This is a genomic window from Acinetobacter haemolyticus (genome assembly GCF_003323815.1).
Classification (GTDB): Bacteria; Pseudomonadota; Gammaproteobacteria; order Pseudomonadales; family Moraxellaceae; genus Acinetobacter; species Acinetobacter haemolyticus.
The window spans coordinates 2669165-2694470 of the sequence record NZ_CP030880.1 but is presented as its reverse complement, the minus strand read 5'-3'; the positions used below and the strand labels follow the sequence as shown (position 1 = coordinate 2694470).

Annotated in this window: 26 protein-coding genes; 16 read left to right on the top strand and 10 right to left on the bottom strand. The window is 40.0% G+C overall.

The genetic code is table 11. The features are described from left to right. The 10 genes from nuoH to DS737_RS12325 all read left to right on the top strand — a co-directional run bounded on the left by nuoH (position 1) and on the right by DS737_RS12325 (position 9331). Positions 1-1017, top strand: coding sequence for an NADH-quinone oxidoreductase subunit NuoH (gene nuoH, locus DS737_RS12370; RefSeq protein ID WP_004638054.1), 1017 nt, complete (start codon positions 1-3; stop codon positions 1015-1017). Positions 1018-1035: 18 nt separating this feature from the next. After that, a complete protein-coding gene (gene nuoI / locus DS737_RS12365) occupies positions 1036-1578 on the top strand; it encodes an NADH-quinone oxidoreductase subunit NuoI (RefSeq protein ID WP_004638055.1) in 543 nt (180 codons plus the stop codon). Further along, the gene (gene nuoJ / locus DS737_RS12360; RefSeq protein WP_171055772.1) at positions 1578-2096 is read left to right on the top strand and encodes an NADH-quinone oxidoreductase subunit J; all 519 of its coding nucleotides are present in this window, start codon (positions 1578-1580) and stop codon (positions 2094-2096) included. The genes nuoI and nuoJ overlap by 1 nt, the downstream gene beginning before the upstream one ends. Then, the gene (nuoK, locus tag DS737_RS12355) at positions 2096-2404 is read left to right on the top strand and encodes an NADH-quinone oxidoreductase subunit NuoK (RefSeq protein WP_004638057.1); all 309 of its coding nucleotides are present in this window, start codon (positions 2096-2098) and stop codon (positions 2402-2404) included. The genes nuoJ and nuoK overlap by 1 nt, the downstream gene beginning before the upstream one ends. Further along, a complete protein-coding gene (gene nuoL, locus DS737_RS12350; RefSeq protein WP_008941871.1) occupies positions 2401-4296 on the top strand; it encodes an NADH-quinone oxidoreductase subunit L in 1896 nt (631 codons plus the stop codon). The genes nuoK and nuoL overlap by 4 nt, the downstream gene beginning before the upstream one ends. A gap of 1 nt (position 4297) precedes the next feature. Then, positions 4298-5896, top strand: a complete 1599-nt coding sequence (gene nuoM / locus DS737_RS12345) for an NADH-quinone oxidoreductase subunit M (protein WP_004638059.1) — start codon at positions 4298-4300, stop codon at positions 5894-5896. A gap of 3 nt (positions 5897-5899) precedes the next feature. Then, positions 5900-7396 carry an NADH-quinone oxidoreductase subunit NuoN gene (gene nuoN / locus DS737_RS12340; protein ID WP_113997658.1) on the top strand — a complete coding sequence of 499 codons (1497 nt, stop codon included), beginning with the start codon at positions 5900-5902 and terminating at the stop codon, positions 7394-7396. Between the two features lie 106 nt (positions 7397-7502). Then, on the top strand, positions 7503-8138 hold the full coding sequence (upp, locus tag DS737_RS12335; protein ID WP_004638061.1) for a uracil phosphoribosyltransferase: 636 nt from the start codon (positions 7503-7505) through the stop codon (positions 8136-8138). A 119-nt stretch (positions 8139-8257) separates the two neighbouring features. After that, the gene (locus tag DS737_RS12330; protein WP_004638062.1) at positions 8258-8551 is read left to right on the top strand and encodes a cold shock domain-containing protein; all 294 of its coding nucleotides are present in this window, start codon (positions 8258-8260) and stop codon (positions 8549-8551) included. A gap of 81 nt (positions 8552-8632) precedes the next feature. After that, on the top strand, positions 8633-9331 hold the full coding sequence (locus DS737_RS12325; RefSeq protein ID WP_113997657.1) for a cold shock domain-containing protein: 699 nt from the start codon (positions 8633-8635) through the stop codon (positions 9329-9331). Positions 9332-9342: 11 nt separating this feature from the next. On the opposite strand, the gene gigC is transcribed toward DS737_RS12325, so the two are convergent. Continuing rightward, a complete protein-coding gene (gigC, locus tag DS737_RS12320; RefSeq protein WP_004638064.1) occupies positions 9343-10227 on the bottom strand; it encodes a LysR family transcriptional regulator GigC in 885 nt (294 codons plus the stop codon). Between the two features lie 108 nt (positions 10228-10335). Here gigC and DS737_RS12315 point away from each other — a divergent pair, with 108 nt between their 5' ends. Continuing rightward, the gene (locus DS737_RS12315; RefSeq protein WP_113997656.1) at positions 10336-11097 is read left to right on the top strand and encodes a ferredoxin--NADP reductase; all 762 of its coding nucleotides are present in this window, start codon (positions 10336-10338) and stop codon (positions 11095-11097) included. 34 nt (positions 11098-11131) lie between these two features. Here DS737_RS12315 and DS737_RS12310 read toward each other — a convergent pair whose 3' ends face one another. Further along, positions 11132-11554, bottom strand: coding sequence for a hypothetical protein (locus DS737_RS12310; RefSeq protein WP_004638066.1), 423 nt, complete (start codon positions 11552-11554; stop codon positions 11132-11134). A 205-nt stretch (positions 11555-11759) separates the two neighbouring features. On the opposite strand from DS737_RS12310, the gene DS737_RS12305 reads away from it, so the two are divergent. The 3 genes from DS737_RS12305 (at position 11760) to DS737_RS16195 (ending at position 14207) form a co-directional block, all read left to right on the top strand. Next, positions 11760-11960 carry a hypothetical protein gene (locus tag DS737_RS12305; RefSeq protein ID WP_005081354.1) on the top strand — a complete coding sequence of 67 codons (201 nt, stop codon included), beginning with the start codon at positions 11760-11762 and terminating at the stop codon, positions 11958-11960. 225 nt (positions 11961-12185) lie between these two features. Beyond that, positions 12186-13748 (top strand): mechanosensitive ion channel, encoded by a 1563-nt coding sequence (locus DS737_RS12300; protein WP_113997655.1) that lies wholly within the window; start codon positions 12186-12188, stop codon positions 13746-13748. A gap of 285 nt (positions 13749-14033) precedes the next feature. Next, the gene (locus tag DS737_RS16195) at positions 14034-14207 is read left to right on the top strand and encodes a hypothetical protein (protein WP_004638069.1); all 174 of its coding nucleotides are present in this window, start codon (positions 14034-14036) and stop codon (positions 14205-14207) included. Between the two features lie 64 nt (positions 14208-14271). Here the strand turns inward: DS737_RS16195 and DS737_RS12295 are convergent, their stop codons facing one another. From DS737_RS12295 to DS737_RS12270, 6 genes are all read right to left on the bottom strand, one after another. Further along, positions 14272-15474, bottom strand: a complete 1203-nt coding sequence (locus DS737_RS12295; RefSeq protein ID WP_171287593.1) for a BaiN/RdsA family NAD(P)/FAD-dependent oxidoreductase — start codon at positions 15472-15474, stop codon at positions 14272-14274. Between the two features lie 47 nt (positions 15475-15521). After that, the gene (locus tag DS737_RS12290) at positions 15522-16394 is read right to left on the bottom strand and encodes a 1-aminocyclopropane-1-carboxylate deaminase/D-cysteine desulfhydrase (protein WP_113997653.1); all 873 of its coding nucleotides are present in this window, start codon (positions 16392-16394) and stop codon (positions 15522-15524) included. A gap of 65 nt (positions 16395-16459) precedes the next feature. Beyond that, positions 16460-17524 carry an HlyD family secretion protein gene (locus DS737_RS12285; protein WP_227553791.1) on the bottom strand — a complete coding sequence of 355 codons (1065 nt, stop codon included), beginning with the start codon at positions 17522-17524 and terminating at the stop codon, positions 16460-16462. Positions 17525-17650: 126 nt separating this feature from the next. Further along, on the bottom strand, positions 17651-19306 hold the full coding sequence (locus DS737_RS12280) for an MFS transporter (RefSeq protein WP_113997651.1): 1656 nt from the start codon (positions 19304-19306) through the stop codon (positions 17651-17653). Between the two features lie 12 nt (positions 19307-19318). Further along, positions 19319-19867, bottom strand: a complete 549-nt coding sequence (locus tag DS737_RS12275) for a TetR/AcrR family transcriptional regulator (RefSeq protein WP_113997650.1) — start codon at positions 19865-19867, stop codon at positions 19319-19321. 128 nt (positions 19868-19995) lie between these two features. Beyond that, on the bottom strand, positions 19996-20967 hold the full coding sequence (locus tag DS737_RS12270) for an MBL fold metallo-hydrolase (protein WP_113997649.1): 972 nt from the start codon (positions 20965-20967) through the stop codon (positions 19996-19998). A 195-nt stretch (positions 20968-21162) separates the two neighbouring features. Here DS737_RS12270 and DS737_RS12265 point away from each other — a divergent pair, with 195 nt between their 5' ends. After that, on the top strand, positions 21163-21921 hold the full coding sequence (locus tag DS737_RS12265) for a hypothetical protein (RefSeq protein ID WP_113997648.1): 759 nt from the start codon (positions 21163-21165) through the stop codon (positions 21919-21921). Between the two features lie 40 nt (positions 21922-21961). Here the strand turns inward: DS737_RS12265 and metG are convergent, their stop codons facing one another. Together metG and DS737_RS12255 are read right to left on the bottom strand one after the other, a co-directional pair. Then, positions 21962-24019, bottom strand: a complete 2058-nt coding sequence (metG, locus tag DS737_RS12260) for a methionine--tRNA ligase (RefSeq protein WP_113997647.1) — start codon at positions 24017-24019, stop codon at positions 21962-21964. A 92-nt stretch (positions 24020-24111) separates the two neighbouring features. After that, the gene (locus tag DS737_RS12255; RefSeq protein WP_113997646.1) at positions 24112-24609 is read right to left on the bottom strand and encodes a hypothetical protein; all 498 of its coding nucleotides are present in this window, start codon (positions 24607-24609) and stop codon (positions 24112-24114) included. A gap of 101 nt (positions 24610-24710) precedes the next feature. Between DS737_RS12255 and DS737_RS12250 the strand changes: the two genes are divergently transcribed. Beyond that, the gene (locus tag DS737_RS12250; RefSeq protein ID WP_171287592.1) at positions 24711-25253 is read left to right on the top strand and encodes a GNAT family N-acetyltransferase; all 543 of its coding nucleotides are present in this window, start codon (positions 24711-24713) and stop codon (positions 25251-25253) included. Positions 25254-25306 lie beyond the last annotated feature (53 nt).

Genomic DNA, 25306 nt, shown 5'->3' with positions numbered 1-25306 from the left:
ATGAATCAAGAAATTATACGTCAAACGCCACTTTGGGCTGAGAACTGGCCGATTGCCTACTCAGTGATTCAAGCCATTGTGATCTTGCTTGTGGTGGTATTGGTTGCTGCGTTGATGTCGTTTATTGAGCGTCGTCTGTTGGCATTATGGCAAGACCGTTATGGTCCAAACCGTGTTGGTCCTGGGGGTATGTTCCAGATTGTTGCCGACATGCTCAAGATCATGTTCAAAGAGGACTGGACACCAAAGTTTGCTGATAAGTTGACTTTCCGTTTAGCACCAGCAGTTGCGATGGCAACTGCGGTACTTTCCTTTATGGTCATTCCTGTGAGCCCAATGTTGGGTGTTGCAGATATGAGTATCGGTCTATTGTTCTTTATGGCAATGGCGGGTATTGCAGTCTACGCAGTGCTATTTGGTGGTTGGGCATCGAATAACAAATACTCATTGCTTGGTGGTCTTCGTTCAGCGGCACAAACCATTTCTTACGAAGTGTTCTTGGGTATTTCGTTGATGGGTGTGGTGGCGATTGCAGGTTCATTCAACCTACGTGAGATTGTTGAAGCACAACGTGATATGTGGTTCATCATCCCACAATTCTTAGGTTTCTTGATCTTTGTGGTTGCTGGTGTTGCGGTAACGCACCGTCATCCATTTGACCAACCTGAAGCTGAGCAAGAGTTGGCAGAAGGTTACCATGTTGAATATGGTGGTATGAAGTGGGGGATGTTCTTCGTTGCAGAATATGTCAACGTGGTATTGATCTCAGCATTAATCGTGACTTTATTCTTCGGCGGATGGCTTGCACCATTTAACTTAGAAATTCCATTTGTTCCACCAGTTTTTTGGTTCGTAATTAAAACAGCATTCTTTGTAATGATGTTTGTCTTGGCACGTGGTTCATTAATGCGTCCACGTTATGACCAAGTGATGAATTTTGGTTGGAAAGTTTGTTTGCCATTGGCGTTGGTCAACTTGTTAGTGACTGGTGCTGTGATTCTGATGAATCAGGCCTAGGACAGCAGGGAGTACAAAATGTATAAAATTCTAGCTGGATTTGGATCGATTGTACGTTCGTTGTGGATGGTGTTTAGCCATGTCACACGTAAACGTGACACGATTTTATATCCAGAAGTACCAGCTGAACAAATTGTGCCTCCACGCTTTCGTGGTCGTATCATCTTAACGCGTGATCCAGATGGTGAAGAGCGTTGTGTGGCGTGTAACCTATGTGCGGTTGCATGTCCAGTTGGCTGTATTTCATTACAAAAAGCGGAAAAAGAAGATGGACGTTGGTATCCAGAGTTTTTCCGTATTAACTTCTCACGTTGCATTTTCTGCGGTATGTGCGAAGAAGCATGTCCAACGACTGCGATCCAGATGACACCTGATTTTGAACTTGCAGAATATGTACGTCAGGACTTGGTGTATGAGAAAGAAAACTTGCTCATTTCTGGTACTGGTAAATATCCAGACTATAACTTTTACCGTGTGACTGGTATGGCTGTGACAGGTAAAGACAAAGGTCAAGCGCAAAAAGAAAGTGCGCCAGTTGATGTACGGAGCTTACTACCATGATGTGGCCATTTTATTTGATGGCTCTAGTGGCCATTGTTTCAACCATTCGTGTTGTGACGAATACAAATCCTGTGCATGCACTGTTGAGCTTAATCGTATCCTTACTTGCTGTGGCGGGTATTTTCATGATCGTAGGTGCGCCATTTGCTGGCGCACTAGAGATCATCGTTTATGCCGGTGCGATCATGGTGTTGTTCGTATTCGTGGTCATGATGTTGAATCTCGGACAGGATACTGTTGAGCAAGAAAGTAAATGGCTGACATCTGATGCATGGGCATTCCCAGCACTCATGAGCTTTCTTATGGGCTTGATTCTCGTCTGGATGCTTGGCAGTGATTACACCACTTCAGGTGCAGTGATGGGGCGTGAAGTTGTGGGTCCAAAAGCTGTAGGTCAGGCATTATTTACGCATTATCTATTACTGGTTGAAATTGCCGCGATGTTATTGCTTGCAGCATTGGTTGCAGCATTCCATTTGGGTAAACGTGAACCAAGTGCAGAAGAGGAAAAAGAATAATGGGACACATCCCTTTAGAACATGGTTTGATTGTCGCAACCATTCTTTTTGCACTGGGTTTTTACGGTGTAATGGTGCGACGCAACCTATTATTTATGTTAATGAGTCTTGAAGTCATGATGAATGCTGCTGCGTTAGCATTTGTTTTGGCAGGTAGTGTCTGGGCGCAACCAGATGGTCAAGTCATGTTTATCTTGATTTTGACTCTCGCTGCGGCAGAGGCATGTATCGGTCTAGCGATCGTCCTTCAGTTCTATCATCGCTTCCATCATTTGGATGTAGATGCTGCTAGTGAGATGCGCGGATGAGTACTTTATATTTAACCATTTTATTTCCGCTCATTGGTTTTATCCTTTTAGCAGCGGGTCGTAACAAACTTTCTGAAAATGTTGCAGCAATTATTGGTGTTGGTTCAGTTGGTTTATCTGCTGTATTTGCTTTAATTGCAGGATTGGCATTTACCAATAGCGGTGATACCGTTTTCGTTCAGCATTTATGGACATGGTTTAATGTCGGTGGTTTCGCACCGGGTATTAGCTTACAGCTAGATGGTCTTTCTCTCATTATGATGGGAATGGTGACTGGGGTAGGCTTTCTGATTCATATCTTCGCATCTTGGTATATGCGTGGTGAAGAAGATTACGCACGTTTCTTCTCATACTTTAACCTATTTGTTGCCAGCATGTTGTTGTTGGTATTGGGCGATAACTTGGCGTTATTGTTCTTGGGTTGGGAAGGCGTAGGTCTGTGCTCTTACTTACTGATTGGTTTCTACTACTCAAATCCTGCAAATGGTTGGGCAGCAATCAAGGCATTTACAGTAACACGTGTAGGTGATGTATTTTTACTCATCGCATTGTTCTTGCTCTATCAACAATTTGGTACTTTGAATACTCAGTACATTGTTGAAAATGCAGCAACTGTAATGACACAAAGCTCATCATTGTCGATCTGGACAGCATTGATGTTGTTCTTGGGCGCGGCAGGTAAATCAGCACAAATTCCATTACAAACTTGGTTAGCAGATGCGATGGCTGGTCCGACACCAGTATCGGCATTGATCCACGCTGCAACGATGGTTACAGCGGGTGTGTACTTATGTTGCCGTATGTTCTCTGTAATGGAGATGGCACCAGAAGTAATGCAATTCATTTCAATTACAGGTGCTGTGACATTATTAGTGGCTGGTTTTGCTGCATTAGTTCAAACCGATATCAAACGTATCTTGGCTTACTCAACCATGAGTCAGCTCGGTTATATGTTTATGGCAGTGGGTGCTGAAGCGTACCAAGCTGGTTTGTTCCATATGTTGACTCACGCATTCTTCAAAGCGTTATTGTTCTTGTCTTCAGGTGCTGTCATTTTGGCGTACCATCATGAACAAAACATTTTCAAGATGGGTGGCCTGTTCAAGCATAACAAATTCTTATTTGCTTGCTTCGCGATTGGTGGCGGTGCCTTAGCTGCGATTCCATTCTTGACCGTTGGCTTCTTCTCGAAAGATGCGATCTTGTGGCAAGTTTGGGCGCATGGTCATACTACAGGTATTGAAACCTTCGGTACGTTGTTCTGGGTTGGTGTTGCTGGTGCTTTCTTAACATCTATCTATACTTTCCGTTTAATTTGGATCGTATTCTTTGGTGAAGAAAAGACGGCATACCATCCAATCAAAGGTGCAACTTATTGGGCTCCACTTGCGATTCTTGCTGTACTTTCAACAGGTGTGGGTGCGTTATTACAAGCGCCAGTTATCGGTATTTTAAATCAAGCTGGTATTCCTGCGTTTGTTATGACTGATGCTTTAGCACATTTACAACATGGTGTTGAATTAAAAGCAGTTGGTATTGCATTGGCTGGCTTGGCCGTTGGTATTTTCCTGTTTGCTTTTGCTTATGGTGCTGTCAAGTCGTTTGCTCAAAGTTCTTTGGGTGCAGGCTTAGCGCATATTTGCCGTACAGCATTCGGTTTTGATGCTTTGTATGACATCGTGTTTGTAAAACCATATTTGTTTATTGCAAAAATCTTAGGTCGTGATCCTGTTGATGGTTTATGGCTGGTATTGCCTGCGATTGTGAAGGGTGGTAATAGCTTTACAAGCGCACGTCAAACAGGTTCATTGCGTGAATACGCATCAAGCATGTCACTCGGTATCGTGGTGTTGTTGATGATCTTGATCGTGATTCAGGTTGTGGGGAAATAAAATGGAAAACAATTTAATTTTACCCGCACTGATTTTAGTTCCTTTCATTGCTGGTTTCATTTGTTGGTTGGTTGATAAATTCGACCAACAATTACCGCGTTGGATTGCCTTAATTGGTATGCTCATCACCTTTGGTTTGGGTATAGCTCTCTGGCAAAATGGTACTTTCAGCTACAGTATGGGTGGTCAAACGCCATCATGGGCTGCAGAGTTTTATCTTCCTTGGATTCAAACCTTAGGTATTAGCATTCACCTTGCAGTAGATGGTTTATCACTACTGATGGTGTTATTAACAGCATTACTTGGTGTGCTTGCTGTGGGTTGTTCTTGGGGCGAGATTCAAAAGAATGTTGGTTTCTTCCACTTAAATCTCCTTTGGAGTTTAGGTGGGGTGATCGGTGTATTCTTAGCGATTGACTTATTCTTGTTCTTCTTCTTCTGGGAGATGATGCTCGTACCAATCTATTTCTTGATTGCGTTATGGGGTCATAAAGGTTCGAATGGTCGTTCACGTGTTTATGCTGCAACCAAGTTCTTCTTATATACCCAAATTGCTGGTTTGATTATGTTGATCGGTATCCTAGGCCTTGTGGTTTATGGATACATGATGACAGGCATGATTGGTTTTGATTACAACTATCTTATGGCTGTAGCACATCGTTTACCGCCTGAAGTTGCATATGCCTTCATGTTGTGTTTCTTCATTGGTTTTGCTGTGAAATTACCAGTATTCCCATTACACGGTTGGTTACCTGATGCGCATGCGCAAGCACCAACTGCGGGTTCTGTGGATTTAGCGGGTATTTTGATTAAAACCGCGGCTTATGGTTTGCTTCGTTTTGTCATTCCATTCTTTCCAGCAGCATCAGCACAATTTGCAGATATTGCGATCATTCTCGGTTTGATTGGTATTTTCTACGGGGCATTCCTCGCATACCAGCAAACTGACATGAAACGTCTACTTGCGTATACCTCTATTTCGCACATGGGTTTCATTTTACTTGCAATTTATGCAGGTAATATTCTGACTTTCCAAGGCCTCATGATCATGATGTTAGCGCATGGTTTATCATCTGCTGCATTGTTCATTATGTCTGGTCAGGTTTATGAGCGTTTACATACCCGTGATTTACGTTTGATGGGTGGCCTACGTGGTCAACTGCAATACTTACCATTTTTCTTAATGTTCTTTGTTGCGGCCCTTGTTGGTGTACCGGGTCTAGGTAACTTTATTGGTGAATTCCTGATTCTTATGGGTTCTTTCAATACTTATCCGACTTTCACTATCATTGCCGCTGTGAGTTTGGTATTTGCTGGTCTATACGGATTGATTCTGATTCATAAAGCACTGTTTGGTGTACCGAATCCTGAACAGCAGCAGCACTATACCAGCCCTCTCAAAGATCTATCTGCTCGTGAAGTTAGTATTTTAATGCTATGTGCAGTTGGTTTGGTTTGGTTAGGTATTTACCCACAAACATTCTTGGATGTTTCACAATCAAGTATGCAGTGGATTGTAAATAGTTATATGCCAGTACAAGAAGTTGTTGAAGTCGTTCAACAGACAGCAACTCAACTTGAACATGTGGAGATGCAATAAATCATGAACTTCACACTTTCTTTTTCTGAGCTTATGCCACTGGCACCCGTAATGATTGTAGCGTTGACTGCAATCGTTGTGATGTTGTTGATTGCGATCAAGCGTAACCACAATTTAATTGCGACAACTTCGGTTGTCGGTTTAAACCTTGCTGCAATTTTAATTGCATATACCATGTTTACTGGAAGTGTTGCTCCAGTAAACGTGATGGGCATGTTTATGGTTGATCCATTTACCATGCTCTATCAATTCTTGATTTTGATTGCTGCTTTAGCGTGTTGCACGTTGTCTCATGCTTATATCGAGACTTATAAAGACAATCGTGAAGAGCTTTATATCTTGTTACTGTGTTCCGTAGCAGGTGCAATGTTGTTGGTTGCAAGCTCTCATTATGCAGCGTTCTTTATCAGCCTTGAACTCATGTCAATTCCGATTTATGGCATGTTGGCATATACTTATCAACGTAGCCATTCGTTGGAAGCAGGGATTAAATATCTTGTGCTTTCAGCAACAGCATCGGCAATGTTGTTGATGGGCATGGCATATATCTATGCTTATACTGGCTCCTTATCATTCTATGATTCAGTACAGAATTTATTTGCTGTGATTGATCAACCAATGGTGTTATTGGGTCTAGCGTTAATTATCTTTGCTGTGGCATTTAAACTCTCTCTTGCACCTTTCCATAAATGGACGCCAGATGTGTATGCAGGTGCGCCAGCACCAATGGCAACTTTCTTGGCAACGGCTGCCAAGGTGGCAACGGTTGGTTTATTTGTTCGTTACTTGTTGACTTCAGGCGCAATTTTAGAGCAATCACTGGTTACGATTTTGACGATTCTTGCAGTATTGTCGATTGTGGTAGGTAACTTACTCGCTGTACGTCAAGTGAACTTGAAGCGTATCTTGGGTTATTCATCCATTGCACACTTTGGTTATTTGTTGATTGCTTTAATTAGCATGACTTATGCAAGTTTAGGCAGCGTAACGGTATATGTGATTACGTATGTATTGACAACAATCGGTGCATTTGGTGCAGTTGCATTGATGTCGAGTCCTTATAACAATGTGGATGAAGCACAAAGTCTTGCCGACTATCGTGGTTTGTTCTGGCGTCGTCCAATTTTGACTGCAACATTAACCGTAATGATGTTGTCTCTTGCTGGTATTCCATTAACTGCTGGCTTTATCGGTAAGTTCTTGGTGGTGTTGGCAGCAGTTACAACTCAACATTGGTTCCTTGCAGCGATGATCGTTGTAGGTAGTGGTATCGGTTTATATTATTACCTTCGTGTGATGGTTGTCATGTATATGACACCACCAGATGTACCTCGTATTGATGCTGATGCACATTGGGGAACTAAAGTCGGTGGTATCATGGTACTTGGTGCTGCATTATTAGTCTTGTTCTTGGGTGTGTACCCAGATCCGATGATTAACTTAGCATTGAAAGCAGAAATTCTGTCTCCATTGCATTTTATGATGTCACAACAACACTAATGGTCTGATTTGTACAAAAAAGCCTCCAAAATTGGGGGCTTTTTTATTGAATAGTAAAAAAACACTTTATAATAGCCGAAGATTTATATTAGCTAGGTACTTACTCGTGTCGATCCAAGAAATTCGTCATCCGCTTATTCGCCATAAACTTGGTTTATTACGTCGTTCCGACATCAGTACCAAGAACTTTCGTGAATTGGCACAAGAGGTCACAATGTTATTGACCTATGAGGCGACAAAGGATTTACCCGTTGTTGATCATGAAATTGATGGGTGGGCAGGGAAAGTTGCTACACAGCGCATTGCTGGAAAGAAAATTACCATTGTTCCAATTTTGCGTGCAGGCATTGGTATGCTTGAAGGTGTTTTGAATCTGATTCCAAGTGCTAAAGTTAGTGTTTTGGGTTTAGAACGTGACGAGGCAACGCTAGAGGTGCGTACCTATTATAAAAAACTCGTACCTGATGTGGCGAATCGTTTGGCCATGATTATCGATCCTATGCTTGCAACTGGAAATTCATTGATTGCTGCGATTGATGTTTTGAAAGCAAGTGGCTGTAAAGATATTCGTGTGATGGTTTTGGTTGCAGCACCTGAGGGTATTGCTAAAGTTGAAGCAGCGCATCCTGATGTACGTCTTTATACCGCTTCAATTGATCAAGGGCTGAATGAGGAAGGCTATATCGTCCCAGGTTTAGGAGATGCTGGCGATAAGATTTTTGGTAGTGTCCAAAAAGATTAAGCATTAAAATTATTATAAAAAGGGACTGGATGACATCATAAATTTTATGAGAGGTCTAAAGTCTCTTTTTATTTTCTATATACTATGGGCTATGGCTTGGTACAGTAGGGGTAAATGTGATGAAACAAGATTTCTATCAAGGAAAAGTGAAGCAATATAATCCTGATAAAGGATTCGGTTTTATTGGTACAACTGAAGGTGATGTCTTTTTTCATATTTCAGATTTCCCGTCAGCAGAAGGTGAACCGAAACGAAATGAAAAAGTGAAGTTTGCTGTGGTCGAAAACCAAGGCAAATTTAAAGCGGTACAAATTGAGCGTGTTGATCCAAATCCTGCAAAAACCAAGAAAACAAAAATAGCGAATCATAATAAAGCAATTACAAGCGAACTATTATCAAATTTTCGACGTTAAATAATTCGGTGTATAGAGTAAGGGTAAGCTATGCTTAACCCTTATTCTTAGTAGAAAAGAATAAGAGTAAAGGAAGTTTTTATGTTTCTTACGGGGAAAATTAAAAATTATAATTCAGATCGTGGTTTTGGTTTTATCGAAGTAGAACATGATCGATCAGATATTTTTTTTCATATAACAGATTTTCCTAAAATAGGCGGTGAGCCAAAAACTGGGGAATTAGTTAAGTTTTTAATTGTTGAGGATAAAGGTAAATTTAAAGCAACCAATATCGTGCGGCTAGACCTGAAAGCTGTTAGTCCAGTTCATGAAGCGATTCAAACTGACATGTCTATAAAAAATATTGCTCAAAGTAACTCAAAAACAAAAGGTAAAAAGGGACTGACTTACACAATAGTTGCGATGATTATCATCGCAATTTTACTAGGACTGGTGTTTAAAAAATATCAAGCTTATCAGCAATCTCAACAACTCAAGGTCGGGCAATTGATTGAAGAGCAAAAAAGGATTATAGATGCTCAACGTCAAGCTATAGGAGATCTGCCTGATGTAAAGCTCTCTGAAAAAACAGAGAATGCATTAAAATCTACTCATAACTCCGGAGTATCAATTCAACAGCAGGTTGCTTCAGAAAATCAATTTAGTTGTGATGGGCGAACTCATTGCTCGCAAATGAGGTCTTATGGTGAGGCTGTATTCTTTTTAAGAAATTGTCCCAATACCCAAATGGATGGGGATGGAGATGGAATTCCGTGCGAACGACAATTTGCACGCCATTAAGAAGATCAGGCTTAAACCTGATCTTCACAGAATTGTAAAAAGGCTTTTAAACCTGGTCCCTGATACTTTTGACGATGCACGAGCATGTAAAGAGGACGTGTTAACGCCCAGTAAGGTGTGTCTAGAATGACTAATTGTCCTTTTTCCTGCAAAGGTTCAATGGCCAATCGAGAAACACAGGTCATACCTAAACCACCTGCAACAATTTTTAAAATTGCTTCATTGTGGCCCAATGTTAAGCGAATATTTGCATCAGGTAGGTCTTGTAAAATTGCATTGTCGAATACTTCACGGGTACCAGAACCCTCTTCACGTAAGATCCATTCAACATCTAGAAAATCGGTTGCTGTGATAGGACGATTTAACTGTGCAAGAGGGTGATCGGGCGCACAACAAACTGCAAGTTCATCATTGCGCCAATGGATACATTGGAGTTGCGGGAGGTGACAAGAACCTTCAATTAAGGCTAAATCAAGTTGAAATTGATTGACGGCTTCGATCATCTGGCGTGTGTTACCAACTTGTAGTTGTAGATGAGCTTGAGGATGAAGCTGTAAAAAATCAGCCATCAGATCAGGCATCAAATAGTCACTAATCGTTAAGGTTGCACCTAAACGTAAATCAATACTTTGCAATTCACCTTTCGCCGCTTGTTCAAAAGATTCACAACGACCTAAAATTTCTAGTGCTTGGGGAAGTAAGAATCTACCCAAATCATTGAGTTGTAGACGTTTACCCAAGCGATCAAATAATGGTGCTCCAAGACCATCTTCTAAATCAGCTAAAGCCATACTTGCCGCACTTTGCGTGAGTCTGACAGCATCGCTCGCTTTGGTAACAGTTCCTTCTTGAGCGACCGCCACGAAAACAGCCAATTGGCGTAATGTCATGCGCATGTTAAAAGCCTTAACGTATTGAGAGTCTATATTTAGCAGACTCTAGAGTATTTATAAATAATCAGATCATGCTACCATGAGCACACTGTTTCGTGCCACGTTCAAATCATGTCAATTGAAAAATTTAGCGTAGAAAAAGTTTTATCGGTTCATCGTTGGACCAATACTCTATTTAGTTTTACTATGACTCGTCCAGCCCATTTTAAGTTTACCGCAGGTCAGTTTGCGCGTATTGGTTTAATGGTGGATGGTGAATTGGTGGTTCGTGCTTATTCAGTTGTGTCATCGCCATTTGATGAAACTTTGGAGTTCTTTTCAATTGTTGTCCCTGATGGGGCATTTACCTCAAACTTACAGCATCTAAAAGTAGGTGATGAGCTCTATCTTGAAAAGATATCTTATGGTTATTTAACACTTGCACGTTATCAGCAGCCATTACCAAAAGATTTGTGGTTATTGGCTACGGGTACAGGATTAGCACCATTTTTATCGATGTTGCAAGATTTTGAAACGTGGAATAAATATCAGCATATCAATCTCGTTTATAGTGTTCGTACCGCTTCAGAATTGGCGTATGTTGAACGTATTCAGGAGATTGCAGCAACCTTTGGTGAAGGGCATTTGGGTTTTCAGTTTGTACCTATTATTACCCGTGATCCAAACGCCAAATTGCATGATCGATTACCGATTTTAATTGCCAATGGTCAGCTCGAAAAAGTTGTTGGATTGGAATTTAATCCAGAAACTAGCCATGTCATGTTGTGTGGCAATCCGCAAATGGTGGATGATACCAAAGAAGCATTAAAACAGCGTGGGCTAACCATGAATCGTCGTGGAGAGGGGAATATTGCGGTTGAGAATTATTGGTAACCAACCGAGAAAAATAAGTTGAATAGGATATGTGTTAATGAACAAGCATATCCATAAATTCACGAATTTCTTGAATTGCGGTATCGATGTCAGTGCTTAACCATGTCGGTTCAAACACACCTGTATAATGGGCTAAACGTTCTTGCGGTACCACAAGCCTGATTGGGCAGTCTTCTTCAAGTAAGCGCCAAGGTACAATTGGAACTTCATTATCTAAAAAAGGTTGCACATTGCGAATATCAATAATCATGGCATTGATACAGTCAGGTAAAGGCATGACTGAAAATTCATCGGTACGACGACGGAAATATTCAAGATCACCCCATTTTAAAATGTAGCTCGGCTTATTAAATTCAATAATACCAATCAAATGTTCATCACGAGTGTGATGCAAAAAACATTGATGGCTAACATCAGTGTCCAATTCAAGAGAAACGCTTTGTTGACTGTAGGACATAAAGCAGAACAGTGTGGAAATGAGGGCAAGTATTATAGCTTATTTTATAGTATTGCTAAAGCGCCTATATTTTATACAAAGTATATTGAAATATAAAGTAGAGTTATGCAACTAGGGCAACGATAGTCCGAATCTTCTTCACACAATGCAACATTGCGTATTGTTAATATAAAGTTGAACAGTAAAAAGGATGAGGGCTGCTATCATGCATGATTTTAGTAAGCCACAGCCTCATGTGGCGAGTAAAGAAGAAATTACCAAGAAGAGAAGATTACCCGTTTATATTTTGATTATTGTGGGAATCTTTTTAATCGCACTGCTTGTATTTATGGTTGCTGATCATTCGGCGAAACCCACTGCCCAAGTGATTATGTCACATTTGCAGTCGGTAATTTTAAATGCATAAGCAGTTTCTTATAGACCAAGTTTGATAATGGGAAAAGCCTGTTGATGTGAATCAATAGGCTTTTTTGCAATATTTTGCGGATTTTTTGTTGTATTAGTGATGCGATTCATTGATTGGAAAATAGACAAAAACTAAGGTGAAAGCATCCATAAATTATTTGCTTACTCACTGAGTGATCATGAGTGGATCGTACAACATGTAAAAACATGACATAAGGATAACAACATGAATGATTTTTTTAGAGACCCCTCCCAACGAGGAGGATTCGATGCCATGTACTACTGGGATCAGTTTCAGCCTATTTTAGCTGCAATCGTCATTTTACTAGTCGGTTGGATTGTGGCGTTGGTCATTGCTGCTGGCGTAAAGAAGTTACTACAAAAGCTGGATACCAATAATCGACTCTCTTCCGCGACAGGACAGAACTCAAATATTGAAAGTCTAATATCCAAGCTTGTTTTCTGGTTTGTGATGATCCTTGCGGTTGTCGGGGCCTTGAATATCCTCAACATTAGTGGTGTGAGTGATCCATTTAGTAATATGGTGGGGCGTGTACTCGCTTATTTACCAAATCTATTGGCTGCAGTTGCTGTAGGTTTCATCGGCTGGATCGTAGCTCGTTTAGTGCAAGCAGGTTTAACCAAAGTACTTGCGAAAACAGAATGGGATGAAAAGCTGAGCAGTGAGGTGGGTGTGAGCTCACTGAGTAGTAATATAGGTGAGATCTTTTACTGGCTTGTATTATTACTATTCTTACCGATTGTGCTTTCGATTCTGGGCTTAACTGGCTTGTTGATCCCTGTACAGAATATGGTAAATGATGCGATTTCATATTTACCTAATCTATTTATTGCAGGTGTAATCATCTTTATTGGTTATATTCTGGCAAAAATTGTACGCGGTATCGTGGAAGGTTTGAGCAATAGTCTTGGCTTACAAGCACAAGCACAAAAAGTTGGATTGTTTAAAAATTCAAATGTTTCTAGATTCTTAGGTTCATTTGTTTTTGCCATCATTATCATTACTAGTTTGATTGTTGCTTTTGAAGCGTTGGGCATAGAAGCTATTTCACAACCTGCAACTGCAATGTTGAATGACATTATGCTTGCTATACCACAAATCATTGCTGCAGCATTGATTTTAATCGTAGCTTATGTCGTTTCTCGCTTTGTTGGACGATTAGTCGCTGAACTGATTTCTGGGGCTGGTGTTGATGAAGTTCCAATGAAGCTGGATTTACAGCGCTTCCTTGGTCAAACACGTGTGTCTGATATTATTGGATATTTGATCGTATTCTTCACAATGCTATTTGCAGTTTCTGAAGCTGCAAATCGACTTGGTCTGGAGCAAGTGAGCGTTCTGATTGCGATGTTCATCCAATTCGGTGCAAGTATTTTGTTAGGTGCTGTGATCCTTGTGATCGGTTTCTGGCTTGCAAATGTGGTTGCGAACGTTGTACAACGTGGTGAATACAACAGCTCTCGTTGGTTAGGTAATTTAGTTCGTATCCTCATTATGGGCTTAGTGATCGCAATGGGGTTAAAAGCAATGGGTATTGCTGACTCGATTGTAAACTTGGCATTTGGTTTAACTTTAGGTTCAGTTGCAGTTGCATTTGCTTTGGCGTTTGGTCTAGGCGGTCGTCAACCTGCTGAACGTTTGCTGACGGATTTGCTTGATAAGGCAAAAAATGAAGCAAAACAACCAAATCCTTTACATCAAGAGCAACAAAAGCCCGTGAATCCGGTGAATCCAACACCGCCAACTTCACCAAATTCTGATGAATAGAAAAAATAATCTTTGATTTTTTCAGTCAATTCGACCACTCTAACAGGGTGGTCGTTTTGTTTATATCTGTGCTATTGATCTTTATCATAGAGAGGAAACAGAACATTTCTACACTATGATGAATGCTTTCAATCAAAAAAATGACCTAAAAAGCAATTCATTTATATATAAGGTCTGTTTATATTTCACCTTACGAGAGATAGTTCTCATTGAAAGATAGGATGAAAATAGCAACAAACCCCTAATATCAATCGTCTCTAAATAAAAAATCGATAGGAGAATGAAGTGAAGAGGCCAAATCGAGTATTCGCACCTATTATCATTGCTGGGATTACTGTTGGGTTCTTAGCGAGTGCTTATAAATTTGTATTTGCAAAAGCAAATAATGAAAAGCAACAGTCACAGTCAAATACTCATAAAAAATCAAATTTAGATGATGCCAAACGGGATGAACGCTGATAAAGCGGTTGCTTTGAGCTAAAGTATTGGTATTTGGCTCATCCATGCTTTGCACAAATGAGGATTATACAAATTGCGCTGCGGCTTGTGCTGACGACCATGCCCATTGAAAGTTATATCCTCCTAGATGTCCTGTAACATCCAAGACTTCACCAATAAAATATAAGCCTTTTTGTTTTTTACTCTCCATGGTTTTAGAGGAGATTTCGGTTGTGTCTACACCACCGAGCGTGACCTCTGCGGTGCGGTAACCTTCAGTGCCTGAGGGTTTGACTGTAAATGCATGTAGTTGGGTGGCGATGTATTCGAGTTGAGCGTCGCTGATATTTCCAATTGCAATTTCACTATGTTCGGCCCAAATGAGTTGCTGTAATTCGAGAACAATGCTTTTGGCTGTGAACTCACTGAGCAACGTTCTGAGTAGAACTTTCGGTTGTGCTTTTTTCTTATCTTTGAAAAATTGACTAAAATCTTGGTTTGGAAAGAAATCAATTTTAAAACTTTCACCGACATGCCAATAGTTAGAAAGTTGTAATGAACTTGGCCCACTTAAGCCACGATGGGTAAATAACAAGGCCTCAGTAAATTGATGACGATCATTTATGAGTGTGGCATCTAAAGCATTGCCACTCAGACGGGTTGTGACTTCTTTGAATTGATCAGAAAAGGTAAATGGAACGAGGCCTGCACGGGCCGGGAACACATGATGTCCAAATTGTTTGGCAAGCTCATAACCAAAACCTGAACCGCCTAAGGTTGGAATCGATAAGCCGCCTGTGGCAACCACCAAAGATTCACAGTGATATGTGCCTTGATTGGTTTCAATGATAAAACCTGTATCTGCTTTTGATTGAACGTGCTCAACTTCACAATGGGTTTGGATCTGAACATGCTTTGCTTTATCACATTCTGAAAGTAATAACTCAAGAATTTCTTTAGAGCCTTTCAGCGTGAAGAGCTGACCATGTTTACGCTCTTCGTATTCAATTCCGTATTCACAGACTAAACCAATAAAGTCCCAGTTGGTGTAGCGGGTGAGTGCTGAAATCACGAAATGCGGGTTTTCTGAAAGATAATTGGATGGCTCTACATCAAGATTGGTAAAGTTACATTTACCGCCACCAGACATTAAAATCTTTTTGCCTACCTTATTGGCTTTTTCGAGAACCACAACTGAACGTCCACGTTTACCTGCTTCAGCAGCCAACATCAAGCCAGATGCGCCAGCACCTAAAACAACAACATCAACTTGATGAACCATGGACATTACTCGATCGACGAAAAGCGGGCAATTATAAAAGATTTATGCAGTATTTAATATGTTTTCAGTTTTCCTTGTAGTCCGCCAGTATGAATCGCCAAAATACGGGTATCAGTAGGAAAATGATATTGCCGTATTAAATCAAACAATCCCATCATCATTTTAGCGGTATAGACCTGCTCTAAAGGGATTGCATATTTCTGCTCAAAGTCCTGCATAAATTGCAGCAATTCAGGTGTGGTTTTGGCATAGCCACCGCAACAATAAGCGTCGGTTAAAGACCAATTTTGCTTATCCGTCCATTGTTGAATTTCTGATTTGAGGAAATCACCTTTGAGTGCAGAAAATCCTAAAACCTGTTGCTGATCTGAACTGCTTTCAATCAGTCCTGCGATTGTGCCACCAGTCCCCACAGCACAACAAATGACATCATAATTTTCTCTATCCCCCGCAGACAATATTTCTTTTGTTCCTTGTATTGCAAGTTCATTTGTTCCGCCTTCAGGGATGATAAAAGCCTGTGGATAATGTTGTCTTAATTGTTGTAAATACTCAGCTTCATGGCGTAGGCGATATTCAGCTCGACTAACAAAATGCAGTTGCATACCAAAATCTTGTGCTGTTTGTAGCGTTGAATTTAATATTTGAGACGCGAGTTCTTCACCTCGAATGATGCCTATACTTTGAAAGCCAAAACATTGGGCCGCATACGCCGTTGCTGCGATATGATTGGAGTAAGCTCCACCAAAAGTGAGCACTTGCTTATAGCCTTGTTGATGGGCTGCACGTAAGTTGTATTTCAGTTTAAAAAATTTATTGCCTGAAATTTGAGGATGAATCAGGTCAAGTCGTTTTACCGTCAGTTGAACTGGATAAGGCAGATCCAATGTTTGATAGGGTGTAGGAAAAGCAATGTGATCAAACATTTTGGTAAGTTAAAAATGGATTTGATCACATTGTAAATGGATTTGATTGAGAATGTCAGTATGGCTTAAGAATCGGTATCCACTGATGTCACCACGGACATGCCAGGACGTAAATTTTCGATACCTTCTTGATCAGGATCAATCGCAATACGAACGGCAATTCGTTGAACCACTTTGGTGAAATTACCTGTTGCATTATCAGGTTTCAATACACTGAATTCTGATCCAGCTGCAGGAGAGATTTGTTCAACACGCCCTGTAAATTTTTGATGTTTCATGGCATCAACAGTGAAAGAAGCTTTCTGACCTATTTTCATATTGGCAATCTGTGTTTCTTTAAAGTTAGCGATCACCCATGTTTGTTGTGGGATCAAGTAAAGTAATTGTGAACCTGCGGCAACATATTGACCGACACGAGGATTCACTTCACCGAGTTGACCGTCCAGTGGTGCGACTATGGTGCTGTAATCTTTGGTGGTATTGGCTTGATCCAGTTGTGCTTGCGCGCTGTTGACCTGTGCTTTTAAACCTGCTTCTGCCACTTGTGCTGTTTTTAAAGCCTCTTGTGCCACTAGAATATTGGCTTGGGCTTGTTTGAGTAACGCAAGATTGTTTTGTGCATCGGCTGCGGCCTTATCTTGCTCAGATTTGGATGCTGCGCCACTATTGCCTAATTGTTGATAACGTTTCAGTTGTGCCAGTGATAAATCATATTGCGCTTTGACCTGATCAAGCTTGGCTTGTGCCGCTACAACATCGGCTTGGCGCTGTGCGATGGCTTGAGTTTGATTGGCAAGGCTATTTTGAGCTTGTTCTACACCTGAAACCGCTTGTGTAACTTTTTGATCATAGGTTGTTGCATCGATATGCATCAACACTTGACCTCGTTTCACATGATCAAAATCTTTGACCAATACATCTTTGATATAACCATTGATTTGAGAGGACAATATCGTGGTTTTCCCTTTGATATAACTGTTGTCAGTCTGCTCAATCGCTGTATGAAAGGGGCCAATTTTCCATGCCCATAAGATGATGGTAATACCTACTAATAAAACCAACAGCATCCACCATAAGGTTGAACGCTTGGTTTTGATCAACTTACTTGCTGGCGGAGGAGGCGGTGGCATCTCAGCAGCTTGAGTTGTATTGCTAGACTGAGGAGGGGTTTCAGCATTTATCGCTGGACTTTCCTGAGTCTGCTTTTCGATATTATCTTTGGTTTCTTCTGCCATAATATTTTCTCAATCAAATGTTTAACTCGAAGTGCTTGGTAGGGATCTATTTTTTATCGTTTTATATTTCTCGCGGGCATATTTAAATAAGCCCCATATCAAGAGAATAATCGCGAAAATACCATTGAGTACAATCACATCGTTATAGGCGCGAACTTGTGCTTCGCGGGTCACAACTTGATTCAAGTTTTGCATCGCTTGTTTATTTTGCAAAACAGGATCGGTTGTATTTAACATGGCACTATGTTCATAACTTTGTATGCGTTGGGCAACAGCTGGGTCAGTTGGGTTTAAATGACTATTAATTTCGACTTTATAATCATAGGTATGCTGTTGTTGGTAAGTGTTGAAAAAGGATGAACCCACTAAACCTCCAAAATTCTGGGTGGCTGTGAATAGCACAACAAAGGTAACAACATATTGTGGACCACGTTGTAAAGTACGTACAAAGCCCATCAACAACAAAGGACCAATAAACACGCCACCAGCAAAACTAACAAGAAACTGACTTCGATAGAAGTTCGCAGGACGTACATCACTGGTTAGGTGATAATCCAAGATACATGCGACTGAGATTAGAAACTCTGCCAAAAACAAATTCAAAATCAGGCGATCTTTATGAAAGGTCAATGCACTAAAGACTGAGCCTGCAATGGTCCCACAAAAGATGACGCTATAAAGCGGAACAAATTGGTCAGGTCCCATTCCCATAGTTTTTAGAAAATTAACAGCCGCATAGCTTTGTTCTGACATCAACAGACGTAAGGCAAATGCACTAAAGATAAACGTAAGCAGGTCGCTTGTTGCAAGCCAGCGCGTCATAATCAGAGGATTGGCACGATAATGCTCATAAGTTAAGCCTAAGACAATCAGGCAAAAGCCGATAATTAACACATAAGCCAGCCAAGGACTATCAAACCACCAAAGAATAGGGCCTTGCGTGAGAACAATACATAAGCAAGCAAAACCTGGCGCTAGTAAGGCAAAGGTAAAGAAATCTTGCTTTTCAAAAACAGCAAGACGCAGACTTCGAGGTAATTTGAGTGCAACCACCATGGCAAAGCAGCAAATGGCCAATCCCAGTTCAAAGGTATAAATTACATCCCATTGATTAGCACTTAAGAGAAAGGGGGAAATCATCCATGCCAGCGGCAGACCGAGCTGCTGAAAACCAAAAGCCAGATAAATGCCTTTCGCTAAATCAGCTTTACCAAATGCCTGCATGGTGTAATACATCCCAAGCGAACTTAATGGTGCAGCTGCAAGACCTGCAATAAAACGGACAATCAATGCCATTTCATAAGTCTGTACGATGAGATGGAGAATCAACACACCAATAAAAACCAGCAGACCGATCTCAGAAAATAGGCGTAGACCGTATTGTTGACGTGCTTTAAATAAAATTAAATTGGCGCTGACATTTGCCATCACATAGGCCGCAGGGAGCCATGCCGCTTGAGAAGGGGTTAAACCATATTCACCTTGGAAAATAGATAAGTTCGCAATCACAAAACCGTTACTTAAGCTGGCAGCAATACAGATAAACAAGCCAATAAAAAAATAAGCGAAACGTTTCGGTGTGGCATGAGCAATTGCTGCGGGCGAACCCGGGAGTGTGGGACGCTCTTCAGCAGACCAATCTGGTGGAGTTTCAAGGTAGCGAGGGCTTTTATCCATATGATCCTCGAACTAAATTTTAATGCCGTTTAATAATAATTCTATTGCTCGTTTGGCTAGCTGAACTTGATCAGCGGCATTATGTCCCTGAAATGAGGAACCTAAGATTCCCACAATCATAGAAAAATCTTGTGGTGTAAGATCAGGACGGCACAGTTTATGTTCTATGGCTTGGTTAATTAGTGGTTGTAGTGCTTTATCACGCCGTGCATAAATGTTTAACATGATTGGGTCATGACGATCAACAATACGCCAGTAATCAATAAGGACAATGAGATGGGGAACTTGTTCAACATAGCTTTCGATTAAGCGAAGAAAGCCATCATCAAAAGCCTGTAAAGCTTGCACATGATCTTCGAGTCTGGTCATGGCTTGTTCGAGTAATGCCACAATCAATGCTTTACGGTCAGCAAAATTACGATAAAACGTTGCACGTCCCACACCTGCGTGGTCAATGATGATTTGTAAAGGAACATGCACGCCATGGATTCGAAAAATCTCTTCTGCGGCATGGAGCAATTCATCACGATTTTGAATCGCACGTTGCTGACGTTTGATCATTTTGGGGATTCATAGATAATTTAGCTAAATTTAACGGACATTATTGTCCGTTGTAAATTTAAGTCATTTTAATTTTTGTTTTAGTTCGGTAAAAGCATGCATTGACGGGCAACACATGCTGATGGTTATTAATCTTTAAAATGTACGGGAATCCATTGATAGCTTTTCTGATCTGCTGAGTAAATATGCCCAATACCCGGAAATGGTAAATGTGGTGCAGCAATGGTTTGGCCATTTTTTGCAAAATTCGCAAATTGTTTTAAACGGGTTTGTATTGCTTTTTTCGGATCAATATCATATTCGATCGCCGTTTCAGGTTTATCAAATTGCACAGTATGAGAATGAACAATATCGCCGATGAATACTACGCTTTGGTCTTTAGTTTTTAACTCATAACTGTAGTGCCCCGGTGTATGTCCTGCCGTGTTGATGACTTTAAAACCTTGGATTTCATCACCGAGCTTGAAGGTCTTGAAACGTTGCTTGGCTTGATAGGGTGCAATAGCTTCTTTGATCTTTTCGACTGTACCTAAGTAGTTGGCTTGTTTGTCTTTTGGTAGTTTTGCTACTTGTTTTGGATCTAACCAATAATTGGCTTCATCATTTGATACGTATACGGTTGCATTAGGAAAATTGGCAGTGCCTTTTTGACTAATGCCACAAACATGATCTGGGTGTAAATGAGTGAGTAAAATCGTATCGACCTGTTCAGGTTTATATCCTGAAGCAACTAGGTTTTTCAAAATAGAACCAAGATGCGCACCGAAACAACTTTCTGCACCGCTATCGACTAAAACCATTGATTTGCCAGTATTGACGAGAAAAGCATTAATCGAGGTTTGCACGCCTTTGTCTTGATCAGCATAGTATTTTTTTAAGATTTCTTGGACTTGTTGTGGCGATATATCTTTAAACAAGCTTGGTGACATAAAGTTAGTGCCATCGAGTAGGGCAGTGATTTGTATGTCACCTGCTTGATATTGGTAGTAACCAGCGACTTGTTTTTGTGCTTGGATTGAAGTTTGGGGAGGGATAGCGGCAAATGTTGTAAGACTAAGAAGACTTGTACTGATCAAAGCTGATAGGAGGATTTTATTCATTGGTAAAACTTCTCAAATTTAGTTGAATTGTCTATTTTTTAGCATAAGAGAAAGGTTTTTTCATTAGTTGTATATAGCTTCAATATTTTATATAGTATAGTGGGGTTTGTTGGTAATATTTTTATATAAAAATTATATATTTAATTTAAATTATAATTTTTTGAAATTTTGTGTTTTTATTTATTGAGGTTGGGTGTGAGTAATAGTATTAATAAAAAGATATTGGAGCTTTGGGCTAAGCTAAATGAAGATGGAGGTGATGATTTAACTATACGTTGTCCACTTTTTTATACTTCAAATTTAGGAGTGAAAAAGAATACAATTTTATTTGTTGGTTTGAACCCTTCTTATAATGAATCATTTTTAAAATTAAATGCTAGTCAATTGATCCCACTATTTAATGACTGGAGAAAAATAGATGATGATAATATAAAGCAGATCATAGAATTTGATGATTCTTTAAAAAAAACTGATAAAATAACTTTAAAAACGAAATATTCATATTTTCAAAAATTTCAAGATATTGTGGAATATTTAAAACGTAATCGAAAACATGATGAGTTATTAGAATGGGAACATCTAGATTTATTTCTGATAAGAATAACATCTCAAGCTAAATTTAAGGATTTAATTTATGAAAAAAATGATCAAAAGATATTAAATTCATTTGCAAAAGAACAAATAGAACTGTTTAAAGCATTGATTAATTTAATAAAACCAAAATTAATAGTTGTTGCAAATGCATATGCCTCTAAAATTTTTAAAGAAGAAATATATAAAGATAGCATTAGTTTTGATGATGAAAAAGGTTATCACGTAATGAGGTTGGAAGAGTATAGAGAAATACCAGTTTTTTTTAGTTCGATGTTAACAGGACAACGAGCTTTAGATAATCATTCATTTGAGAGATTATGTTGGCATATTGATAAAGCCTTAAATAATCATAATATATAAAAACAGGCTTCAAAAGAAGCCCGTTCTTTATTGAATTAAATTAAGAAACTTTATCACCAGCTTTAGCGCCCGATTCAGGTGAAATCACCCAAACACCTTCGCCATTACCTGCGGCAAGGACCATACCGTTAGAAATACCAAAACGCATCTTACGCGGTGCAAGGTTTGCGACCATCACTACCAATTTGCCTTTTAAGTCTTCTGGCTGATAAAACTCACGAATACCACTAAATACATTACGTGGCTCAGCTTCACCTACATTTAAAGTGAGTTGAAGCAACTTATCCGAACCTTCGACAGTTGAAGCTTCTAAAACTTCAGCTACACGTAGGTCAACTTTCATAAAGTCTTCAATACCAATAATTTCAGCTTCACCTACTTTAGGTTCAGGCTTTTTCTCGGCTTTCTTCTCTTTTTTCTTTTCCACTTTTGGCGCTTCTGCCGCAGCAGCTAATGAGTCTTTAGATGCATCTACCATCGCAGCAACAGCTTTGGCATCAACACGCTGCATAAGCGGTTGGAATTGAGCAATTTCATGTGCAACGAGGATTTTCTGACGAGATGCAAAGTCAAAACTTTCAAGTTGTAAGAAAGTTTGTACTTGAGTCGCAAGTGTTGGAAGAACAGGGGCCAAGTAAATCGCAAGCTGACGGAATAAGTTAATACCCACTGAGCAAACGTCATGAACTTGTTGTTCTTGACCTTCTTGCTTGGCAAGTGCCCACGGTTTTTTCTCATCAATATATTGATTCGCTTTGTCCGCAAGCGCCATGATTTCACGGATAGCAGCAGAGAATTCACGTGCCTCATAGGCTTGCGCAATTGAATCGCCTGCATCAATAAAGCTTTGAACCAATTCAGGCTCAGCGCATGTATTCGACAAAGTATTATTGAAATTGCTATTAATGAATTTTGCACAACGGCTGGCAATATTCACCACTTTACCCACAAGGTCAGAATTCACTTTCTGAACGAAGTCATCCAAGTTCAAATCTGAATCTTCAACTTTGTCAGACAGCTTAGACGCAAAGTAGTAGCGTAAATATTCAGGATTCAAGTGCTGTAAATAAGTTTCAGCTTTGATGAATGTACCGCGAGATTTCGACATTTTTTGACCGTTCACGGTCAAGAAACCATTCACGAACAAACCTGATGGCGTGCGGTAGTTTGCACCTTCAAGCATTGCAGGCCAGAACAGTGCGTGAAAGTAAACGATGTCTTTACCGATGAAGTGATAGACTTCTTTGTCGCTGTCTTTTTTCCAAAAGTCATCAAAACTTAGATCTGGGCGTTTGGTTTTGATGTAGTTTTCAAAACTCGACATATAACCAATCGGTGCATCGACCCAAACATAGAAATATTTGTTTGGTGCATCTGGAATTTCAAAACCGAAATAAGGCGCATCACGCGAAATATCCCAATCTGATAAACCTGCTTCAAACCACTCATCTAGTTTGTTGGCAATCGAAACAGGTAGACGACCTTGGTCACGCGTCCATTTCTGTAAGTATTCTGAGAAATTTGGAAGTTTAAAGAAGTAATGGTCTGATGATTTCTCGACAGGCGTTGCACCGCTCAAAGTTGAGCGTGGGTTCAATAATTCAGTTGCATTGTAAGTTGTGCCACAAACTTCACACGCATCGCCGTATTGATCTTCCGATTTACATTTTGGGCACGTGCCTTTAATGAAACGGTCAGAAAGGAACATGCCTTTTTCAGGATCAAATAATTGTGTGACAGGGCGAACAGCGATATTGCCTGCTTCACGGTTTTTGATGTAAATCTCAGATGCACGTGCTTTGTTTGCATCACTATGTGTTGAATCATAATGATCAAAATGCACACCAAAACCGTCGAAATCACGAATGTGTTCTTTTTGAACATTGGCAATTTGCGCTTCAGGACTGATGCCGTTTGCTTCAGCACGTAACATGATCGCTGTACCATGAGCATCATCCGCACATACGTAAGTCACGTCATGACCCATTGCACGCATCGCACGAACCCAAATATCTGCTTGGATATAACCGAGTAAGTGACCCATATGGATAGGACCATTGGCATAAGGAAGGGCATTGGTGACTAAAATTTTACGCACGGATATTGTTCTCTCATTCGTATTTACAAGGTGGATGATTTTACATGACTTGACCCCGACTTGCACAAGGGATTCAGTGAAATATTCAAAGATCACATACTCTGCATCTGCTTAACGGTTACGTTGTGCTTTGAGTTCTTTCTCAGCGAAATAATTTTGCCTTTAGACAAGAAATGGATGTAGTAGCTCTTGAGACCATCTGTTTTTGGATCAAGCGTAATTTCAGCGCACATTGGAGTTTGCCAAAGCTCATCACTGCCTAGAGTCCCTAACCATGCCTGTGCTTTTAACGTCACAGTAAATTGATCCCTAATTTCAAGGTCAGTAATGCTGAGTTCGCTACACCAATGTTCAGTTTTCGGAAACTCGGCTTTAGAAAATTTCCAGCAAATCGTCAGCGCTAAACTGCTTTCAACTGGCGCTTTATCATCACTGATTTGATCAATAACAGGAATTAATTGTTCAGCCAGATCCTGTTCAAAAGAAAGAATCATATGCTGGATTCTTCTTTTACTTGAAAGAATATAATTCAGACGTTTTTCTTGAGCTTGAAGTTCATGTTGAATTTCTAAAAGTTCATTTTCATTCATAACTTTATAAATAAGTTTAAGATATCGTTAACGCGAAAGTATATCTGATCTATTTCGCTATATTGTGAATAGTTTTTAATTGAAATTTGATGGTTGTAAAAATGATCGAAACATCAAGACTGATTTTGCGCCAATGGCGAGATAGTGATTATCCATGTTTTGCCGAAATGGGAACCAATCCTCAAGTGATGCAGTACTTTCCGAATCTGCTGTCACGAGCAGAAAGTGATGCCTTGATTGATCGTATGAAGTTAATTATCGAGACGAAAGGCTGGGGTTTTTGGGCAGTAGAATTAAAAGAAACCCAACAATTCATAGGATTTGTTGGATTGCATGATCAACCCATACAATTTTCATTTTCGCCTTGTGTTGAAATTGGTTGGCGACTTGATCAGGCATATTGGGGGCAAGGCTACGCATCAGAAGCTGCGAATGCCGCTTTGGATTTTGCGTTTGAACAGTTGCAACTGAATAAAGTTGTATCTTTTACAACTTTGGAAAATGAAAAATCACAAGCCGTAATGAAAAAGTTAAAAATGAGAAAAATCACAGAATTCCAACATCCTGCATTGGCATCCGATCATCCATTGAGCAGGCATGTTTTATATGAAATCTCTAGGAAAGAGTTTCATAATCAAGGTTGATGTTGTTCATTTATATGATTTTTATATCTAAAAAATTCAAAAGGTTATCAGTC

Bases quoted from the DNA above. Each gene is read 5' to 3' on its own strand.
- nuoH (WP_004638054.1), top strand. From the start codon at position 1: ATGAATCAAGAAATTATACGTCAAACGCCACTTTGGGCTGAGAACTGG.
- nuoI (WP_004638055.1), top strand. From the start codon at position 1,036: ATGTATAAAATTCTAGCTGGATTTGGATCGATTGTACGTTCGTTGTGG.
- nuoJ (WP_171055772.1), top strand. From the start codon at position 1,578: ATGTGGCCATTTTATTTGATGGCTCTAGTGGCCATTGTTTCAACCATT.
- nuoK (WP_004638057.1), top strand. From the start codon at position 2,096: ATGGGACACATCCCTTTAGAACATGGTTTGATTGTCGCAACCATTCTT.
- nuoL (WP_008941871.1), top strand. From the start codon at position 2,401: ATGAGTACTTTATATTTAACCATTTTATTTCCGCTCATTGGTTTTATC.
- nuoM (WP_004638059.1), top strand. From the start codon at position 4,298: ATGGAAAACAATTTAATTTTACCCGCACTGATTTTAGTTCCTTTCATT.
- nuoN (WP_113997658.1), top strand. From the start codon at position 5,900: ATGAACTTCACACTTTCTTTTTCTGAGCTTATGCCACTGGCACCCGTA.
- DS737_RS12330 (WP_004638062.1), top strand. From the start codon at position 8,258: ATGAAACAAGATTTCTATCAAGGAAAAGTGAAGCAATATAATCCTGAT.
- DS737_RS12325 (WP_113997657.1), top strand. From the start codon at position 8,633: ATGTTTCTTACGGGGAAAATTAAAAATTATAATTCAGATCGTGGTTTT.
- gigC (WP_004638064.1), bottom strand. From the start codon at position 10,227: ATGCGCATGACATTACGCCAATTGGCTGTTTTCGTGGCGGTCGCTCAA.
- DS737_RS12315 (WP_113997656.1), top strand. From the start codon at position 10,336: ATGTCAATTGAAAAATTTAGCGTAGAAAAAGTTTTATCGGTTCATCGT.
- DS737_RS12310 (WP_004638066.1), bottom strand. From the start codon at position 11,554: ATGTCCTACAGTCAACAAAGCGTTTCTCTTGAATTGGACACTGATGTT.
- DS737_RS12305 (WP_005081354.1), top strand. From the start codon at position 11,760: ATGCATGATTTTAGTAAGCCACAGCCTCATGTGGCGAGTAAAGAAGAA.
- DS737_RS12300 (WP_113997655.1), top strand. From the start codon at position 12,186: ATGAATGATTTTTTTAGAGACCCCTCCCAACGAGGAGGATTCGATGCC.
- DS737_RS12295 (WP_171287593.1), bottom strand. From the start codon at position 15,474: ATGTCCATGGTTCATCAAGTTGATGTTGTTGTTTTAGGTGCTGGCGCA.
- DS737_RS12290 (WP_113997653.1), bottom strand. From the start codon at position 16,394: ATGTTTGATCACATTGCTTTTCCTACACCCTATCAAACATTGGATCTG.
- DS737_RS12285 (WP_227553791.1), bottom strand. From the start codon at position 17,524: ATGCCACCGCCTCCTCCGCCAGCAAGTAAGTTGATCAAAACCAAGCGT.
- DS737_RS12280 (WP_113997651.1), bottom strand. From the start codon at position 19,306: ATGGATAAAAGCCCTCGCTACCTTGAAACTCCACCAGATTGGTCTGCT.
- DS737_RS12275 (WP_113997650.1), bottom strand. From the start codon at position 19,867: ATGATCAAACGTCAGCAACGTGCGATTCAAAATCGTGATGAATTGCTC.
- DS737_RS12270 (WP_113997649.1), bottom strand. From the start codon at position 20,967: ATGAATAAAATCCTCCTATCAGCTTTGATCAGTACAAGTCTTCTTAGT.
- DS737_RS12255 (WP_113997646.1), bottom strand. From the start codon at position 24,609: ATGAATGAAAATGAACTTTTAGAAATTCAACATGAACTTCAAGCTCAA.
- DS737_RS12250 (WP_171287592.1), top strand. From the start codon at position 24,711: ATGATCGAAACATCAAGACTGATTTTGCGCCAATGGCGAGATAGTGAT.